The sequence below is a fragment of the Collinsella sp. LCP19S3_B11 genome, assembly GCF_052121915.1.
Lineage (GTDB): Bacteria > Actinomycetota > Coriobacteriia > Coriobacteriales > Coriobacteriaceae > Collinsella.
In genome coordinates this window covers 46,425-65,212 of the sequence record NZ_JBQKDI010000011.1, presented here as the reverse complement: position 1 = coordinate 65,212, position 18,788 = coordinate 46,425, and the positions used below count along the sequence as shown (strand labels likewise).

12 protein-coding genes and 2 tRNA genes are annotated in these 18,788 nt (G+C 58.3%); 13 read left to right on the top strand and 1 reads right to left on the bottom strand.

Annotation, left to right across the window (positions count from 1 at the left end; all coding sequences use genetic code 11):
• The first annotated feature begins 192 nt into the window (after nt 1–192).
• The 3 genes from ACTQV4_RS07095 (at nt 193) to ACTQV4_RS07085 (ending at nt 3,278) form a co-directional block, all read left to right on the top strand.
• Nucleotides 193–269, top strand: a tRNA-Arg gene (locus tag ACTQV4_RS07095).
• Between the two features lie 635 nt (nt 270–904).
• Nucleotides 905–3,091 carry a tetratricopeptide repeat protein gene (locus ACTQV4_RS07090; protein ID WP_441569554.1) on the top strand — a complete coding sequence of 729 codons (2,187 nt, stop codon included), beginning with the start codon at nt 905–907 and terminating at the stop codon, nt 3,089–3,091.
• A gap of 96 nt (nt 3,092–3,187) precedes the next feature.
• Nucleotides 3,188–3,278, top strand: a tRNA-Ser gene (locus ACTQV4_RS07085).
• 322 nt (nt 3,279–3,600) lie between these two features.
• On the opposite strand, the gene ACTQV4_RS07080 is transcribed toward ACTQV4_RS07085, so the two are convergent.
• Nucleotides 3,601–4,941, bottom strand: coding sequence for a D-alanyl-D-alanine carboxypeptidase family protein (locus ACTQV4_RS07080; protein WP_441569553.1), 1,341 nt, complete (start codon nt 4,939–4,941; stop codon nt 3,601–3,603).
• A 251-nt stretch (nt 4,942–5,192) separates the two neighbouring features.
• Here ACTQV4_RS07080 and pstB point away from each other — a divergent pair, with 251 nt between their 5' ends.
• From pstB to ACTQV4_RS07030, 10 genes are all read left to right on the top strand, one after another.
• Nucleotides 5,193–6,068: a phosphate ABC transporter ATP-binding protein PstB gene (gene pstB, locus ACTQV4_RS07075; protein ID WP_441042480.1), complete on the top strand. Its 876-nt coding sequence runs from the start codon at nt 5,193–5,195 to the stop codon at nt 6,066–6,068.
• Between the two features lie 64 nt (nt 6,069–6,132).
• The gene (locus ACTQV4_RS07070) at nt 6,133–6,861 is read left to right on the top strand and encodes a response regulator transcription factor (protein ID WP_154517679.1); all 729 of its coding nucleotides are present in this window, start codon (nt 6,133–6,135) and stop codon (nt 6,859–6,861) included.
• 3 nt (nt 6,862–6,864) lie between these two features.
• Nucleotides 6,865–8,289 (top strand): sensor histidine kinase, encoded by a 1,425-nt coding sequence (locus tag ACTQV4_RS07065; RefSeq protein ID WP_441569552.1) that lies wholly within the window; start codon nt 6,865–6,867, stop codon nt 8,287–8,289.
• A 179-nt stretch (nt 8,290–8,468) separates the two neighbouring features.
• Nucleotides 8,469–9,125: a YveK family protein gene (locus ACTQV4_RS07060; protein ID WP_154517680.1), complete on the top strand. Its 657-nt coding sequence runs from the start codon at nt 8,469–8,471 to the stop codon at nt 9,123–9,125.
• A gap of 3 nt (nt 9,126–9,128) precedes the next feature.
• Nucleotides 9,129–9,884, top strand: a complete 756-nt coding sequence (locus tag ACTQV4_RS07055; RefSeq protein ID WP_427748321.1) for a CpsD/CapB family tyrosine-protein kinase — start codon at nt 9,129–9,131, stop codon at nt 9,882–9,884.
• Nucleotides 9,885–9,909: 25 nt separating this feature from the next.
• Nucleotides 9,910–10,560, top strand: coding sequence for a tyrosine-protein phosphatase (locus ACTQV4_RS07050; protein WP_441569551.1), 651 nt, complete (start codon nt 9,910–9,912; stop codon nt 10,558–10,560).
• A gap of 39 nt (nt 10,561–10,599) precedes the next feature.
• Nucleotides 10,600–11,100, top strand: coding sequence for a GNAT family N-acetyltransferase (locus ACTQV4_RS07045; RefSeq protein ID WP_427795298.1), 501 nt, complete (start codon nt 10,600–10,602; stop codon nt 11,098–11,100).
• 202 nt (nt 11,101–11,302) lie between these two features.
• Nucleotides 11,303–13,327: a molecular chaperone HtpG gene (gene htpG / locus ACTQV4_RS07040; protein ID WP_427719038.1), complete on the top strand. Its 2,025-nt coding sequence runs from the start codon at nt 11,303–11,305 to the stop codon at nt 13,325–13,327.
• A 437-nt stretch (nt 13,328–13,764) separates the two neighbouring features.
• Complete coding sequence (locus ACTQV4_RS07035) at nt 13,765–16,581, top strand: YhgE/Pip family protein (protein ID WP_441569550.1); 2,817 nt, start codon at nt 13,765–13,767, stop codon at nt 16,579–16,581.
• Nucleotides 16,582–18,771, top strand: coding sequence for a YhgE/Pip family protein (locus tag ACTQV4_RS07030; RefSeq protein WP_441042485.1), 2,190 nt, complete (start codon nt 16,582–16,584; stop codon nt 18,769–18,771). It abuts the gene before it with no gap.
• The last annotated feature ends 17 nt before the right edge of the window (nt 18,772–18,788 follow it).

Genomic DNA, 18,788 nt, shown 5'->3' with positions numbered 1-18,788 from the left:
GGATGCGCGGAATCCTATACGCCGCACCAATCGAACTTGAAGCCTCCGGCAACGGGGGCTTTTCTTTTTTGGAAGCCATGCATGGATTCGAACCTCGGTCGAGGCGCGAGCAGCATAATCACCACATCGTAAAATTTTTTCAAATTGTCGCTTGACCCGTCGGGGCCTCGCGTGCATAATAATCCGTGCGTTGCGGCGTTACCTCAGCTGGATAGAGGGTCTGACTACGAATCAGAACGTCATAGGTTCGAATCCTATACGCCGCACCAATTGACTTTAAAGCTCCCGGCAACGGGGGCTTTTCTTTTTTGGAAGCCATGCATGGATTCGAACCTCGGTCGAGGCGCGAGCGTAAAGAAAACGCGAAGCGTTTTTAGCGAGCGGGCGAGCGCGCCGGCAGGCGGGCGAAGCCGGCGCGGATCCGCGAAGCGGATGCGCGGAATCCTATACGCCGCACCAATTGACTTTAAAGCCTCCGGCAACGGGGGCTTTTCTTTTACGCCGCCATTCGACCCCAGACACTCGACTGGAATCGTGCGCCTCCGCCCGCGGGAGACTATTTCTTATCGACTCGTGTAAGATTCCGAGTAGATGTCGCGGTCCGTCCGCGACCACTCCTTCGCTAGACGACCGATCAGGGTGATATTTCGTGGCAGAGCGTCCGACATACAAGCTCAGGTTTCTCGACCCCAAAAAGCGTTTTCCATCGATGCCAGAGCAACCCGCGGGGCGCTCGTATGGTGTTGTCTGGAAAGTTTTTGGCGAGGATCCTAAAGAGTCTTGCTACGTCGTCGAATTCGTAGGCAAAAGCCACATATCGCTTTTGGGCTACGTGAGCGTGTCAGGTGAGGTCTACAAGGTTGACGGCCCTGTTCAGAAAGTGCCATTGCCCAAGAACCCCGACATGAAATTGGTCCTTGACGAGTCCGATTCCAGTGTTGGCGAGATTTTGGTGCGGGGAGCCAACGGTGCAATGCGCGCTTGCGCGCGAACGGCCGGCTCTCCCGAAGGGGCCATGCGTGAGCAGTCCGACCACGAGACATGGAATTCGAGCCGTGCTCTCCCTTATGGCGAGTTTATGGCCTCGATGTTCTTGCGCTACGTGATATTTGCCGACCCCGAAAACGCTCTTGCGAACACGGTACCTGCCGACGAGCTCGATGAGGGTATAAAAAACACCGCCAACAAGATCAAACTCGTAAAGTTGCCCGAGCCGGTCGAGGTGTTTTTGGGCTTTAACACGGCACCGCTCCCCGATGCTATCGAGACGCTGCTCTACCGCGTTGACCATGCCGATAATCCGAGCGGTATCGAGCGTTATGCCGCCGCCCTTATGAGCGAGGTCGATTTGCCCCGACTGCGCACCATCGCTGCCAAGTCCGAGATGGGCCTAGCGCGTATCGACCGCTCAAAGCTGTTCTATCTCAATTTTGATCGTAGCCTGCTGGACCAAGACGAGATTGACATGCTGCTTGCTATCGAGTGTCGTCTTAACCGCCTCTCCGGCATCCTTGAGCGCATCGGGGCCGGATTGGCCCCTGCGGCATCCTCGCCGAGCCTTGAGGGCTGCGCGCTCTTTGACGCGTGGCATATCGCCAAGACGACCAACGATGTTCCCCGACTGCTCGATACGGCCTCGAGTGACAACCCGTGGGGCAAACCGGGTACGGTAGCTTGCCAGCCAGGCGGTGAGTGGGACGTGCGCACCCGTTTTGCGCGCGCGGTCGAAGCCCTCAACGTTGTCACGCGGCTTGACTATACCTATCGGGCAAACGTTGCCGAGGGGATTATGCTCGTTCGGTTTGGGCGCTCGGTCGTGGATGCCATGCCTCAACGTGAATACGATGCTCAAGATGATGCCTGGCGCGAGGTGGATGAGCCTAAGCGCGCAGCATGGGCCACCGAGCACGATGCGCGCGTGGCGCTCACGCTAGCAGCGGCTTGTTTTGCTGCCGGTGCCAGCATTACGCGCTGCTACGTTCAGATTGCGGCTCCCGATGGCGAGCAGGGCGAGCGCATCATTGCAACATATTCCTTTGGGCGTGCGGCCTATCTGGCCAATTGCGTTCCCGCCGCTAAGAATTTTGAAAGTATGGATATGGATGATATGCCGTGCAAGCGCATGCTTGAGGCATATGAGTCGGACGCGCCGGATTCGATTGAGCCCGCTGAGGTTCATGCTCGCCCGCGTGACGACCACCGTTCGCTGCCGCCGGCGTTGCGCGACCTGCTGCTTGCCGATACGGCTGATGAGCTTGAGGTTATGGAGGAGGGCGATGACCCGTATGTGGCGCGCGTCGCTGAGTTGCGCGAGCGGGCAAAAGTCGACCGCGCGGGTGCGTTTGAGGGCTTTTCCCGTCTTGTTGAGGAGCTGGAGGCCAAGTGCGCCGTTGCCGAGCTTTTGGCGACAGGACCGGTCCAGACGCTGTTTTGCGACAACCAACTGGTGCGTATGGTGCTGCCGGTAATGGAGGAAGACCGCTCCGTTCGTATTTTGCGCGCTCCCGATGCGCTGTACTTTGCCCAGCATGAGATTTGCAGCTTTTACGCCGATCAGGAGGATTTTGAGCGGGCATTGCCCGAGGTGCGTCATCTTTACGATCTGGCGCGCTCATCCATGCAATCACACTTTGCACTCATCAACGTGCTGGCGCGTCTGGAGCGCTATGACGAGGTCATTGAGGTGGCGCGCCACGGCCTGCGCATTGCCAGTGACCGTTCCGCAATCGGCTACCTGTTCTATCGCCTAGCGTTTGCCTACTGGAACTGCGATCAGCTCGAGCTGGCGTTGGCGTGCTACCGCTTGGTACCGCGCGGCGAGGAGTCGGGTAGCAACGCACTGGAGGAAATGCAGGGCCTTATGAACGAGATGGGTGTCAATGAGCCACCGACGTTCGAGGAAGCGGTTGAGACCATCAGTAAGGCGGGGCTCGAACTGCCGCCGGTGCCCGCCGTGTCCAACCAGCTGGCAGACGCGGCTGTGCAGCTGGTCGATAACGGTTTCTTTTTCCTGGCACGCGTCTGCATCTTCCAAATGTGGCGCACGATGGGAAACGATGAGCTTGGCTCCCTCAGCCGGTCGTTGGGATAGGGGTTTGATTTATGGGGGAGGAAAGCCTGCCGGCCAATTATCAAAATTTCCCCTTGCCCGGATTCGAGTGTTTGGTTACTATGGAACGGCTGTTACGGAGAGCTGACCGAGAGGCCGAAGGTGCTCGCCTGCTAAGCGAGTATGCCCCAAAAGGGCATCTGGGGTTCGAATCCCCAGCTCTCCGCCAGTACGAATTTGAAAAAGGGCTCCGTAAGGGGCCCTTTTTGGTATAGAGAACGTTAGCTGGGGATTCGAACCCGAGAGGGCACGGGCGTTAAGCAAACGCGAAAGCGTTTGTAGCCCGTGGGCGAAAAGCCGCCAGGCTTTGAAGCCGGAGGGCATGCGTAGCATGCCCGGACATCCCCAGCTCTCCGCCAGTACGAATTTGAAAAAGGGCTCCGTAAGGGGCCCTTTTTGGTATGGAGAACGTTAACTGGGGATTCGAAACCTCAAAAAATGAGGCGCCCCGTTGGACGCCTCATTTGGTTCGATGTGATAACGCTTTGGCCCTACACCTCAGGAGCCTTGGCTACGGTCTCGCTCTCGGCTGTGAGCGGGCGGTTGTCGATGCGGCGGCCCAGGCGGTCGAGCTTCACGAGCAGCCACTCGATGGGATTGGGCCCCGTTCCTTCCTCGTCGGCAACCAGGTCCATGACGGCAATCTTGGTGCCGTCCTGCTTAAGCGTAACGCTGCCCACCTTATCGCCAACATGCACCGTGCCCGAAAGGTCATCGTAGCTAACCTTTTCGGTCACTTCGCCGGCGAGTGAGAACACCGTTGCCTGCGCGGTGGGGTCGGCAAGCGTGGCATCGATCGTTTTGTCTGTCCAGTCGGTTTGACTGACACGTGCCATCAGCGGATTTCCGTTGGCGGTCTTCTTTTGCGTATTGGCGATTTCGACCGTTACCTTGTGGTCGTAATACCAACTAGCAAGTGTGGCCGTATCGGCAAAACGCTGGTCGGTGGTGCTGGAGTTCAAGACAACGGTATAGATCTCGTCGCCATCGCGATTGTAGACGCTTGCAAAGCAGTATCCGGCATCGTCGGTGGTGCCGGTCTTACCGCCGATATTGCCGTCTTGGCCCAATAAAACATTGTGCGTATCCATGGAATGCGAATGATCGGAGCCGTCGGCGCCCGTCACTTCGATCCAGGGATCTTTGCTCGCCATGACTTCGCGAATCGTGTCGTCCTTCATGGCCTCTTGCATCATCAATGCCACATCGTGTGCGGTTGAATGCATATCGCCGGCCCATTCGTCAAAATCCAGCCCGTGCGGGTTCTCGAAGAGCGTTCCCGTGCAGCCGAGCTTCTTGGCCCGCTCGTTCATGGCTTTTACAAACGTAGCGACGGCATCTTTGGTCTTGGGGTCAAGTTTTTTGCCCACGTGTTCGGCAAGCGCGATGGCGGCGTCGTTGCCCGAGGGGATCATCAGGCCGCGCAGCGCTTGCTCGACGGTGAGCTCGTCGCCTTCGAGGAGTCCCGCGGTCGAGTTGCCTACGGCTGCCGCCGCGTTGCTCACGGTGATTTTCTCGTCCATTTTGCAGTTCTCGACCGCGAGGATTGCAGTCATGACCTTGGTGATCGAGGCGATTTTGACTTGCTCGTCGGCGCTACGGGCATAGTAGACGGTGCCGTTTTTACCCATGACAAACGCATTGGAGGCATCGATATCGGGCAGGTCTTCGGCTGCAATGCCGCGTGCATCGGCGGCTTTGCCGCAGATGTTATCGGTCGTGAGCACTTGGGCGCCGGCGACGGACGGAATACCGGCGACAAGGGCGACGGCGCAGGCAAGGCCAACGATCAGCTGCGCGGAACGCTTTACAAGAGGGGTAAGATGCTTCACTGATTTCGCTTTCGACGGGATGGTCTCCTTTGGCTCTAGAGTATATCGTTTACCGGCTGTGCCGCTTGGGGTTTGGCGCGTAAGGTTTATCTTCGTGTCTGAGCGGACGCTTGGGTGTGCACGGTCGATATGATTGCCCGTCGCGTATCGAGGAGGTCCTTACAAATACTTGACAATACCCTCACGCATATATGAGCTGCGATTTTTACTATCGATACTGCTGATTTGATATCGATGTGGAGGTATGCGGTATGACGGCTGCTGCGGCTGTGGGGCCCACGGAGCTCGAGGAGCTAATGGAAGCGCAGGCCGAGGCCGCGCATGAGCGCGAAGTTGGGGATGCGACTCGCCCCACGGCAGAGGACCTTGCCACCTCGCCGACGCGCATCGATGTCGAGGGCCTCGACCTGTTCTATGGAGATCACCACGCGCTTAAGGATGTGTCCATCAAGATCCGCGACAAGCAGATTACCTCGTTTATCGGTCCTTCGGGCTGCGGCAAGTCGACGTTGCTGCGTTGCTTTAACCGCATGAACGACGGCATCAAGGACTGCCGCATCGAGGGCAAGATTGCGCTCGATGGTCAAGATATCCTGGGCGATTACGATATCTGCCGCCTTCGCCAGCGCGTGGGCATGGTGTTCCAGCGCCCCAACCCGTTTCCCATGAGCATTTACGACAACGTCGCCTATGGCCCCCGCGGTATGGGTGTGCGCGATCGCGCCGTGCTGGATGAGCTGGTCGAGGACTCCCTGCGCCGCGCTGCCCTGTGGGACGAAGTCAAGGACAAGCTCAAAAAGTCGGGCCTGGGTCTTTCGGGTGGACAGCAGCAGCGCCTGTGCATCGCCCGCGCACTTGCCGTGCGGCCCGATGTTCTGCTGATGGACGAGCCGACCTCGGCGCTCGACCCCGTGTCGACGCTCGTGGTGGAGCAGCTGGCCTGCGAGCTCAAAGAGACCTGCACGCTCGTGGTCGTTACACACAATATGCAGCAGGCGGCGCGCATATCCGATTCCGTCGCGTTTTTCTTGCTAGGTGAGTTGGTGGAGCACGCGCCCACCGCTCAGCTTTTCAAAAATCCTACTGACCCGCGTACGGCGGATTATTTGACGGGACGTTTTGGCTGATACCATCTAGTAAAGGTACCTTTAGGATTAAGATGCGGTCATGCCGGCCGCAAAGGGGTTCAACATGATCTATTACGTCGAGGACGATGACAACATCAGGGATTTGACGGTCTATGCACTGCGCAAGCAGGGGATCGAGGCCGAAGGCTTTTCGTGCGACGGTGAGTTTAAGGCTGCCGTGGCGCGACGGGTGCCCGATGCCGTGCTGCTCGATATCATGCTGCCCGATACCGATGGCTTGGCGATTATGCGTCGCCTGCGTGCCGATCGCCTGACGGAGACGGTGCCCATCATGATGCTTACCGCCAAGGATACCGAGCTCGACAAGGTGATGGCGCTCGATGGCGGTGCCGACGATTACCTGACTAAGCCGTTTTCGCTCATGGAGCTTGCGAGCCGCTGCCGCGCACTGCTGCGTCGCGGCGGCATGGTCAAGCAGGCGAGCGATGTGCTCAGCGTGGGCGATATCGTGCTTTCGCCCAGCCATCGCGAGGTGACCGTTGCCGGCGAGCCGCTTAAGCTCACCCTGCGTGAGTTCGACCTGCTCGAGTACCTCATGCGCAAGCCCGGCGTGGTCTTTACTCGTGAGTCGTTGCTTCAGAGCGTGTGGGGTTGGGATTTCGACGGCGGTTCGCGCACCGTTGACGTGCACGTGCAGACGCTTCGCCAAAAACTGGGCGAGCATGCCAGTGCCATCGAGACCGTGCGCGGCGTGGGCTACCGCTTGGCCGAGCCTTCTGCCGGTGACGGTGCCGAAGGTGACGACACCGCGGCCACCGCATCGGAGGAGTAACCCGTGGTCTTCGCCCCCCAGGGAAAACATACGCTGTCGCACCGCGTTTTTGTGACGATCTTTGTTTGCGCCATGGCGGTTATCGTGGCGTTTACGGTGCTGGGTGCGTTCTTTGTGCAAAACACCTTGGCGGATGCCACGAGTGCCAATCTGGCGCAGGAAACCGAGCTCATTGCTGCCGCCCTCGACGAACAGCAGGAGCCCATCCCGTTCTTGCGTAGCCTCGATCGCGAGGACTTGCGCATCACGCTGATTAACAAGGATGGATCGGTTGCCTACGACAACGAGGCGTCGCCTTCCTCACTGCCCAACCATGGCGATCGCCCCGAGGTCATCGAGGCCTTTGAGAGTGGTTTGGGTTCCGCGGAGCGCGCAAGCTCTACGCTCGACGAGATTATGCTGTATCGCGCCGTCGCCCTTGATAACGGCCAGGTTGTCCGCTTGGCGCAAGCCCAGCCTGGCGTTGCGGCGATTTTGCTGTCGATGGTGGCGCCGATGCTGCTTATCGCAGCATCGGGTGCAATACTCTCGTTTTTTATGGCGCGCCGCGAGTCCCGTGCAATCATCGCGCCGTTGCAAGAGGTGGATTTGGACCACCCACGCCGTAGCTATGAGCACGCCTATGCCGAGATGGTCCCCATGCTTGAGCGTATCGAGTCGCAGCGCCAGGAACTCAAGCGCCAAATGGCGGTGCTAGCGGACAACGACCGAATGCGCCGCGAGTTCACGGCCAATATCACCCATGAGCTCAAGACCCCGCTTACCGCGATTTCGGGGTATGCCGAGCTTATTGCAAACGGCATGGTTGAGGGCGAGGACGACTTGCGCAACTTTGGTGGCCGCATCTATCGCGAGGCGGGCCGCCTGGCGGCGCTCGTCAACGACATTCTTACGCTTTCCAACTTGGACGAGGTGGAGCGAGCATCCGAGGGCGAGGCGGTGCCCATTGGGTCCACAGAACCCATCGAGCTCTCTCGCGCCATGTTGACGGTGGAACAGCGTCTTGAGCAAGTTGCCCGGCAGTCGAATGTGACCATTGGGCACGAGACGAAGCCCATGGTGATCGAAGGCGTGCCGCGCCTGATTGACGAGCTGATCTACAACCTTGCAAGCAACGCCATTCGCTACAACCGACCTGGCGGTACGGTCACGCTGCGCTGCGGGACCAATGACGAGGGTCATCCGTACCTGTCTGTTGCCGATACGGGTATCGGTATTGCGCCCGAGGAGCAGGGTAAAGTGTTCGAGCGTTTTTATCGCGTGGACAAGAGTCGTTCTAAGGCGCGTGGCGGAACCGGCCTGGGTTTGGCGATCGTCAAACACGCCGCTCTGTACCATCACGCCGCGATTGACCTGTCGAGTGAGCCGGGCGTGGGAACCACCATTACGGTAACGTTTCCCGTGCAACAAGAGGGACCGTTCGCGTAGCGGCATAGCAAAAACCGAGGATTAGACGGTACGCCCGCGCCTCCGCTGCCGCGTGAATTGTTGCGCAACTTACACGCGGACGCTGTATCTTATGTATTAGAGCTCGGGTATGGTAGAAATATGCGATATTATACGAGCAGTTTTGTCGATACGAACTAGGGAAATGAAAGGCGAACCGCATGACCCTTCTTGAACTGTTCCAGCTGCTTAAAAAGCACCTCAAGCTGGTCATTGCCCTTCCGGTGGTCTGCGCGATCGCCATGGGCGTCGTCTCCTTCATCATGATGGACAACACCTACACCGCCACGACGAGCATGTACATTCTCGCCAAGACCGATGGCGGCCAGACGAGCTACTACAACGATCTGTCTGCAAGCCAGATGCTCTCCAACGACATCGCCACGCTGCTCGATAGCGACAGCGTCAAGAGCGGTGCCGCCAAGGAGCTGGGCCTTTCCAGCCTGGCTGACTATAAGGTGAGTGTTACGAGCGAGACCACGACCCGAGTTATCTCGCTGTCTGTGACCGGTGCCAGCCCCGATGGCGCTGCCGCTGTCGCTAACGCCATGGCCAACTCGGTTTCCACCGTCGCCCAGGACGTCGACGCCGCCCAGGCCGTCAACGTCATCGACAAGGCAAAGGTCCCCACCCAGCCCAGCGGCCCCAACCGCAAGCTCTACATTGCAGTTGCCGCCCTGGCCGGCCTGTTTGTCGCTGTCGCGATTGTTGTGCTGCTCGACATGCTCAACACGCGTGTCCGTTCTGTCGATGACGCCGTCGAGCTGCTCGGCGTGCCCGTTATCGGCCGTTTCCCCGTTGTGAAGGGCGGTAAGTAATCCATGGCCCGTAAAAAGAAGTCCGGCGATACCCTCGCCTTTAACAACGCAGCCAAGACGCTGCTCGCCAACATTCGCTTTGCGAGTGTCGATACGCCCATCAAGTCCATTACGGTGACCTCCTCCATTCCCAACGAGGGCAAGTCCACCATCGCGCTCAACCTGGCCAAGGCCATCGCAACCAGCGGCAAGAGTGTTCTCCTCGTTGAGTGCGACATGCGCCACCACACACTTGCCAATATGCTGGGCGTCCGTCATGCCGGCGGCCTGTACGCCGTGCTTTCCGATCAGATGTCGATCGATGAGGCCGTTGTCGACACCGGTCAGCCCAACCTCTTTTTCCTCGACGCCGAGCCGCGCATTCCCAATCCGGCAGACATCGTTGCCTCGCGCCGCTTTGCCAAGCTTGTCGCCGCGCTGGAGGAAAAGTACCGGTACGTCATCTTTGATACGCCGCCCGTGGGCACGTTTGTCGACGCTGCCGAAGTCGCCGCGATCACCGACGGCACCATCTATGTCGTCCGCCAGGACTTTGCCAAGCGCAATGAGATTCTCGCTGCTTTCGATCAGCTCAACAAGGCCGAGGTCAACGTGATCGGTACGGTCATGAACTACTGCGAGACTTCGAGCCACGACTACTATTACTCGTATTATGGCGGGGATAAGGGGCAGAACAACGCTGCGGCGGGGGTCGATCCCACTGTTGGCGGCGCGGCTGCAACGGGCATCCCTGCGAAGGCGCAACGCTTTAAGAAATGAGCAACGACGCAGATAAGAGGGCGATATGCGAGACATCCATTGTCATATCCTGCCCGGAGTCGATGACGGCGCGGCGAACCTCGAGCAAAGCTTGGCGATGCTCGAGGCGGCCCGCGCCGTCGGCGTTACGCACATGGTGTGTACACCACACTGCCGGGACCCGTATTTTGACTTCGAAAAAATGTGGGAGGCCTATCGACTGCTTTGCGCGCATGCGGGCGATATGCATTTGCAGATGGGCTTTGAGGTCAATCATGCCAAGCTCATGGATTTGGGCATCGAATGGGCCGACCGCCTGCATTTCGATGACTCAAACGAGCTTTTGCTTGAGCTCTCGACGCGTGCTGATTCGTATGACTTTGAGGAATACGAGAACACGATCTACGACTTGCAGTGTCGCGGTTGCCAGGTGATTATTGCCCACCCTGAGCGCTACCGTGCCATTCAAAAGGACGTAAGCATTGCTAAGCGTCTGGTCGACATGGGCTGTAAGCTGCAGGCTTCTGCCGACTTTATTGCGGGTGGGCGCTTTGGTCGCGAGAAAAAGCCGGCGCAGCGCCTGTTCGACCAGAACTTGTACAGCTTTATCGCGAGTGACGCCCATAACGTGGGCCACTACGATTGCCTGGCAAAAGTGCGTGCGAAGTTTAGCGTGCGCGGGGCTCATTTTCGCTAAAATCTGTCCCTAACGTTCTTACTGAATGAAGGGGCCGCCTTGGATATCCAACTTAAGACAGGTTGCTTTGAGGACGCGGCGCTGGTGCGCCGCGCCGTTTTTATGGACGAACAAGGCTATGAAAACGAGTTTGACCAGATTGACGAGGACCCGGGCTGCATCCATGTGACGCTGTATGTGGATGGCCAACTCACCGGCTGCTCGCGCGTGTTTCCCGAGGAGCTGGAGCGCGCGGCAGATGCGGAGGCTCCGGTGCCACCGGCGTGCGACTTGGACGAAGGCGTCGCCGCGGGGGAGACCTACATTATGGGGCGCGTCGCCGTGCTGCCGGCCATGCGTCGTCGCGGGTTGGCAAGCGCGATCGTCGAGGCCAGCGATACATGCGCACGCGATGCCGGCGCTAAACTTATTAAGCTGCACGCGCAGGAATACGTGTTGCCGCTCTATGAAAAGGCTGGCTACACACAAATTGCCCCGGTTGACTACGAAGACGAGGGCCAGCCCCATGCCTGGATGGCCAAGCGCGTAGATGGCAGATAGGGACGTTCCTTTTCTGTCGACAGTTGGGGACACTCCTTGGCAATTGGCGCATCGGAGTGCTCGGACATACAGTTTTTCGATTCCGCATGTATATATGCGCGCTAATGGGTTATAAAATCTAAGTCTGAACATAGCAGGTCTGCGATACGGCTCGGGCAACCGGGCTGTTTTTGCGGACGGGGGTAGCGCGAAAGGACTGCACATGCGTCAATTTAAGACCGAGAGCAAAAAGTTGCTCGACCTCATGATCAACTCCATCTACACCAACAAGGAAATCTTCCTGCGCGAGCTTATCTCTAACGCGAGCGACGCCGTCGACAAGCTCAACTTTAAGAGCCTGCAGGATCCGAGCGTCAAGCTCGACCAGGGCGACCTGGCTATTCGCGTCTCCTTTGATAAAGACGCCCGCACCATTACCATCTCGGATAACGGCATTGGCATGACCGCCGAGGAGCTCGAGCGCAACCTGGGCACCATCGCCCATTCCGGCTCCGAGGAGTTTAAGACCGAGAACGCCGAGCAGCAGGGTTCGGATGTCGACATCATCGGTCAGTTTGGCGTGGGCTTCTACTCGGCCTTTATGGTCGCCAGCCACGTGAAGGTGGTCAGCCGCGCTTATGGCGAGGATGTCGCCCATGTGTGGGAATCCGACGGTCTTGAGGGCTATACCATCGAGGACGGCGAGCGCGCCGAGCACGGCACCGATGTCATCCTGACGCTGCGCGAGAACGAGAAGCTCGACGCCGATGGCGAGGCCGAGACCTACGATCGCTTCCTGACCGAGTGGGGCCTCAAGAGCCTGATTCAGCAGTACAGCAACTATGTGCGCTACCCGATCCAAATGATGGTCTCCAAGAGCCGCCAGAAACCCAAGCCCGAGGACGCGCCGGAGGATTACAAGCCCGAGTACGAGGACTACCAGGAGCTCGAGACCGTTAACTCCATGACGCCGATCTGGAAGAAGCGCAGCTCCGATGTTGAGCAGAAGGACTATGACGAGTTCTACAAGTCTACGTTCCACGACTTTGACGATCCTGCGCGCACCATCAGCTTCCACGCCGAGGGTACGCTCGAGTACGACGCCCTGCTGTTTGTGCCGGGCCGCGCGCCGTTCGATTTGTACAGCAAGGACTACGAGAAGGGCCTGGCGCTCTACAGCTCCAACGTCCTGATCATGGAGAAGTGCGACGACCTGCTTCCCGACTACTATAACTTTGTCCGCGGCGTCGTGGATTCCGCCGACGTGTCGCTCAACATCTCGCGCGAGACGCTGCAGCAGAACCGTCAGCTCAAGGCTATCGCCAAGCGTGTGGAAAAGAAGATTACCGCCGACCTTGAGGATATGCGTGACAACGACCGCGAGGCCTACGAGAAGTTCTTTGAGAACTTTGGCCGCGGCCTTAAGTACGGCATCTATTCGAGCTATGGCATGAAGGCCGATGAGCTCGCCGACCTGCTGCTGTTCTGGTCTGCCAAGGAACAGAAGATGATTACCCTGGCCGAGTATGCCAAGGGCATGCCCGAAGATCAGAAGGCCATCTACTACGCCGCCGGCGACTCGCGTGAGCGCTTGACCAAGATGCCCGTGGTAAAGGGTGTGCTCGACCGCGGCTATGACGTGCTGCTGCTGACGCAGGATGTGGATGAGTTCACGTTCCAGGCTATGCGTGAGTACGTTGCCGTCGATATGCCCAAGATCTACGAGGACGATGCTGCCCGCGAGGCTGCCGAGAAGGCTGTTGCCGACGGTGCCGAGCCCGAGGTCGAAGATCGTCACCTGGAGCTCAAGAATGTCGCTACCGGCGATCTTGACCTGGCGACCGAGGACGAGAAGAAGGAGGCCGAGGACGCCACTAAGGAGAACGAGGACCTCTTTAGCGCCATGAAGGAGGCACTCGGTGACAAGGTCGAGAAGGTCGCCGTCTCTGCGCGCCTGACCGATGCTCCCGCGTGCATCACCACCGAGGGTCCGCTTTCGCTCGAGATGGAGAAGGTGCTTCAGAAGGGTCCCGAGGGTGCGCCCGACGGTATGCCCAAGAGCCAGCGTGTGCTCGAGCTCAACGCCAAGCACCCGGTCTTTGCCAAGCTCGTCGCTGCTCAGAAGGCGGGCGATGCCGACAAGATCAAGCAGTACTCCGGCCTGCTCTATGACCAGGCCCTGCTCGTCGAGGGTATTTTGCCCGAGGACCCCGTTGCCTTCGCGGCGGCTGTCTGCGAGCTTATGTAATTGGTTCCGCCGTTCTGCCGAACGGCGGAACGGCTCGACGCTGCCCTCAGTTCCGCCGTTCTAACGAACGGCGGACCGGTCGACGCTGCGCGGGCACCAGAGCGACAACTTGTCATTCAAAGAGGACGGCATGACCAGAAGGTCTATGCCGTCCTCTTTTCATGCCAATTTGTTCGCTCTGGTGCCCGCTCGCTGGCATTGCCAAAACATCGACGTTACCGTGGTCCAAACTAGTCGTTGGGGACGTTCTTGTTTGACTGGTCGTTTAAGAGCGTCCCCAATGACTAGTTGGGTTGCTAATTTGTGTGGGTTGTGGTTTTGTGACCTGCTGAAATTTAAGATACTGTACAACTGTACGCTAACTCATCTTCGTAGTATATTGCTACCCGCAAAACTCAATACCATTGTGCATCGAGACGTTAAAACGCCTTCGTACAATGGTTATCGATAGTACGATTCGATTCAACGACAGGATGGATGGTCCAAGCGTGAGTCTCGGCAGCAAACTATCCGATGCAAAGGTCTCCTTTGCGATATTTAAGCGCGACATTAAGCGACTGCTTGTGAATCCCGTCGCCCTGGTGGTTACCCTCGGCGTGTGCGTTATTCCCTCGCTGTATGCCTGGTACAACATCGTGGCAAACTGGGATCCGTACGGAAACACCCAGGGTATCAAGATTGCCATCGCCAACAACGATCAGGGCACCCAAAACGACTTGGTGGGCGAGCTCAACGCGGGCGATAAGGTCGTCGATCAGCTCAAGGAGAACGATCGGCTGGGCTGGACCTTCGTCGATTCGGCGGCCGATGCTAAAGAGGGCGTCGAGAGCGGTGAGTACTATGCGGCCATCGTAATCCCCAAGAACTTCTCGGATAACCTGGTTTCGATGCTCGACGGCAACTACCATCAGCCCAAGCTTACGTACTACGTCAATGAGAAGAAGAGCGCTATTGCGCCCAAGGTTACCGACACCGGTGCAAGCACCATCGAGGAGCAGATCAACTCGGAATTTGTCTCCACGGCGGGCGAGACTGTTGCCGGTATCGCCAAGGATGCCGGAGTCGATTTAAAGGACAAGGCAACCCAGACCCAGGATTCGCTGGCAAGTTCGGTGTCCGAAGCATCCGATACCTTGGGCGAGGTGCGTGGTTCGATTGGCGACATGAATGCCGCCATCGATAAGACGAGTGGTTCCATTGCCTCGGCAGATGCAGCACTTGACGGTCTACAGGGTCAGGCGCCGTCGCTGACGCAGGCGATCTCCCAGGGCAACGACCTGCTGGGCGAGGCGCGCGCCACGGCGGGTAATTCCATCACCTCGCTCTCCAAGGCGCTCTCGGAAGGCAGCCTTGCGCTCACCAAGACGTCAGCCTCCGCGAACGCTGCGATTGGCAAGCTGACGGGCACGGTCACATCTACGACCACCCGTATCGACAACTCGCTTGAGTCTCTCCAGGCGACGATCGACCACAATAAGGCCGTTATCGGGCACTTGGAAATTCTCGTTAATGACACGTCGACAGGTTCCGAGGAAATTGACGCGCGCATTGTATCGACCATCGATTTGCTCCGCGAGCAGAATGAAAAGCTTCAGAGCATCAAGGATAGTCTGTCTGCGCAGTCGAGCGCCATGGCGAATGACGCCGCGGCTGTCTCGGGTGCCAGCGACGCTATCAATAACGCAATCCAGACCGGTGCGACTAACCTTGGCCAGGCCCAGACGGACCTGGGTCAAAACGCGCTGCCGAAGGCCTCGAGCGCGCTTGATTCATTTGCCGCCGTCTCGGGTGATCTGACGGGAATCGTGTCTGGCCTCACGCCTGCTATTGCAAGTGCGCGCGGTACACTTTCGCAACTCAACGCTACGCTCGGTCAGGCCAAGACCACGTTGTCCCAGACCGATGCCTCGCTTGCCAAGGTCCAGGACAAGCTCGCAACCGCCGCCAACGACATTGCGGCGCTGCAGACCTCCGAGTCCATGGGCGAGCTGGCTGAACTGATGGGTGTCGACGTCAATGACGTGGCAGACTTTATGGCATCTCCCGTAGAGCTGACTTCCAAGTCAATTTTCCCGGTCAAGAGCTTTGGCTCGGGCATCGCTCCCTTCTATACCAATCTGGCGCTTTGGGTGGGCGGCTACGTGCTTATCGCTATCTACAAGCTCGAGGTCGACCGCGAAGGCATCGGCAGCTTTACCGCGCGTCAGGGCTACTTTGGCCGCTGGCTGCTACTGGTGATCCTGGGCGCGTTCCAGGCCATTATCGTTACGGTAGGCGATCTGGTGATTGGCGTGCAGTGCGTCAGCCCGCTGCTGTTCGTGCTGGGCGGCATCGCCATTTCGTTCACCTACGTCAATATCATCTATGCGCTGTCCACCACGTTTAAGCATATCGGCAAGGCGATCGGCGTCATCCTGGTCATTGTGCAGATTCCGGGCTCTTCGGGCATGTACCCCATCGAGATGATGCCCGGCTTCTTCCAGTGGCTGCATCCGCTGCTGCCCTTTACCTACGGCATCAATCTGCTGCGCGAGACGGTCGGCGGCATGTATTCGTTCAACTACCTGTTTAACCTGTGCATTCTGGGCGTGTTCTTGATCGTGGCGCTCTTTATCGGCCTGCAGCTGCGTCCGCTGCTGCTCAACCTTAACCTGCTCTTTGATAAACAGCTTTCCACGACCGGTATGATGATTTGCGAGTCCAACGACCTGCCGCGCCAGCGCTACTCGCTGCGCACGGCCATGCGTGTCATGCTCGATTCTGATTCGTACCGTCGCGAACTGCTCGACCATGCGGTGACCTTTGAGCACCGTTACCCCTACTACATCAAGGGCGGTTTTGCCGCCGTGGTGGGCGTTCAGGTCCTGCTCTTTGTCCTGTCGACGGTTCTCGATATCGACAATAACGGCAAGATCATCCTGCTTGTCATTTGGATCATCTCGGTTATTGCTATCTGCGGCTGGCTTATCAATATCGAATATATCCGCGCGAGCCTCAATACCCAGATGCGCATCTCGGCGCTTTCGGATGAGGACTTGCGTCGCGAGATGCGCGAACACACGGCCGCCATTCCTGCCGCCCGCCACATGTTTGGCCTCAACGCCAGCGAGCGTGGTGCCAAGGGCGGCGATCAGTCCGCGGGCCGCTTGCCGCATATAGGATCGCACCATAAATCTCAGGGCAGCGACAGCACAGCCACAAATGATGGAGATACCACCGCGCTTGGCAAGCACTCCAAAGGAGGTGAGGCATAAATGAAGAACATCCTGCATCTGTTTAAGCGCGATGTCCAAAACGTGTCTCGCTCCGTGATCGGCCTGATTGTCGTGATGGGCCTCATTATCGTGCCGTGTCTGTACGCGTGGTTTAACATCGCCGGCAGCTGGGATCCGTACGGCAACACCGGCAATCTTAAGATTGCCGTGGTCAACACCGACGAGGGCTACGAGAGCGATCTGATTCCCGTCGAGGTCAACGTGGGCGAAAACGTAACCGCCACCCTGCGCGGCAACGAGAACTTCGACTGGGTTGTCCTCAACGACCGCGATAAGGCGATCGAGGGCGTTAAGTCGGGCGCGTACTACGCTGCCGTCGTTATCCCTAAAACGTTTAGCGCCGACATGATGACGCTTTTCTCGACTGAGGTGAAGCACGCCGATATCGAGTTTTACGAGAACCAGAAGGCCAACGCCATCGCGCAGATCGTGACCGAGAAGGGTTCGAACGCCGTTCAAAGCCAGGTTAACGAAACTTTTACCGAGACCATTACGAGCATCGGTCTTAAGACGGTGTCCAGCCTGCTCGATTACATGAGCACCGACCAGGTCAGCAACTTTATCGCCAACCTGTCCTCGACGCTCGGCGATTCGGTCCAGGACCTGCAGGGCGTTCAGGCCAGCGCAACGTCGCTTGCGGGCATTTTGAGCTCCACGTCCGATTCGCTGACGTCGGCGAGCGGTATGCTCCAGCAGACGGGTACCGTCGATGAGTCGACCAAGCAGTTGATGGAACACGCCAAGAGCGGCATCAATGATTCCAAGGAAGCGCTCAAGGCCGCCAACGATGCCGTTGACGCGGCGATTGACGGAAGCGCGGGCTCGTTCGACAATGTGTCTGCCGAGCTCGCGAAGGCGTTCGACACCGCAAACCAGCATGTGGACCTTACGGTGTCCCAGCTCAACGATGCCGCGGCGGCGCTCAATACACGTGCCGACGATATCGACGCCACGGCCGACCAGCTCCGCGGCTTTGCCGAGCAGGTCAGTGACGAAAAGCTCCAGGAGAGCCTTAAGTCTGTAGCAACATCGCTGGGCAGGATTGCGGTGGAGTATCGCAACAACGCCAAGGACCTGACGGCAACTGCTAAGTCCCTTTCTGACAGCATGGCAGAGGTCAACAGCACGCGTGCCGAGGTCGATCAGGCCATCGCCGATGCCAAGGCCGGCATTGCGGGCGCCAAATCCGATTACGATTCCACGTTCTCGGTTAAGGCCAAGGAGCTCAAGAAGACCGTCTCGGGCATTCTAGACTCGCTCGATGGTATCTCGGGCGATTTGGATAGCGCCGTAGACGGCCTGACCGATGCATCCGGTTCGCTGGCAAAGGGCCTCTCCAAGGCTGCAAAGCTGGTCAACAAGGTTTCCGATCAGCTGGGCGAGGCGTCGGACAAGATCGGCGCGTTTAAGGACGAGCTCGACGGTGCCTTGATGTCGGATGATCTTGCGACGATTAAGACGATGATCGGCAACGATCCCGAGGGTTTGGCCGTGTCGCTTTCCGGCCCCGTCGCGCTCGACCGCAAGCCGGTCTATCCGATCCGCAACTACGGTTCGGCCATGGCGCCGTTCTATACGATTCTGTCGCTGTGGGTGGGTTCGATTGTGCTGGCAGCCATGATGAAGGTCTCGGTCGACGATGAGCTTATCAACGAGCTCATCCCCGTACGCCTGCACGAGATCTATTTGGGCCGCTACTTGTTCTTTGGCGGCTTGGCCTTGCTGCAGGCGACGCTCGTGTGCGCCGGCGATATCTTGTTCTTTGGAATCCAGTGCGACAACCCGCTGCAGTTTGTGTTGGCGGGCTGGATCGCGAGTCTCGTGTTCTCCAATATCGTCTACACGCTTACGGTTTCGTTTGGCGATATCGGCAAGGCGCTCGCTGTCGTGCTGTTGGTCATGCAGGTCGGTGGTTCGGGCGGTACATTCCCCATCGAGATGACCGGCCCCGTGTTCCAGGCGATCTATCCGTTCCTGCCGTTTACCCATGGCATCAATGCCATGCATGCTGCCATGGCTGGCGCCTACCATATGGAGTACTGGGTTGAGCTGGGTATTCTGGCGAGCTATCTGATTCCGTCGCTGGCCCTGGGTGTGGTCTTCCGCCGTCCGGTCATCAAAGCCAACGACTGGATTATCGAAAAGCTGGAGAGTACTAAATTAATCTAGCGCAACAATGTGAACGC

Bases quoted from the DNA above. Each gene is read 5' to 3' on its own strand.
- pstB (WP_441042480.1), top strand. From the start codon at position 5,193: ATGACGGCTGCTGCGGCTGTGGGGCCCACGGAGCTCGAGGAGCTAATG.
- ACTQV4_RS07030 (WP_441042485.1), top strand. From the start codon at position 16,582: ATGAAGAACATCCTGCATCTGTTTAAGCGCGATGTCCAAAACGTGTCT.
- htpG (WP_427719038.1), top strand. From the start codon at position 11,303: ATGCGTCAATTTAAGACCGAGAGCAAAAAGTTGCTCGACCTCATGATC.
- ACTQV4_RS07050 (WP_441569551.1), top strand. From the start codon at position 9,910: ATGCGAGACATCCATTGTCATATCCTGCCCGGAGTCGATGACGGCGCG.
- ACTQV4_RS07060 (WP_154517680.1), top strand. From the start codon at position 8,469: ATGACCCTTCTTGAACTGTTCCAGCTGCTTAAAAAGCACCTCAAGCTG.
- ACTQV4_RS07090 (WP_441569554.1), top strand. From the start codon at position 905: ATGAAATTGGTCCTTGACGAGTCCGATTCCAGTGTTGGCGAGATTTTG.
- ACTQV4_RS07055 (WP_427748321.1), top strand. From the start codon at position 9,129: ATGGCCCGTAAAAAGAAGTCCGGCGATACCCTCGCCTTTAACAACGCA.
- ACTQV4_RS07035 (WP_441569550.1), top strand. From the start codon at position 13,765: ATGGTTATCGATAGTACGATTCGATTCAACGACAGGATGGATGGTCCA.
- ACTQV4_RS07070 (WP_154517679.1), top strand. From the start codon at position 6,133: ATGATCTATTACGTCGAGGACGATGACAACATCAGGGATTTGACGGTC.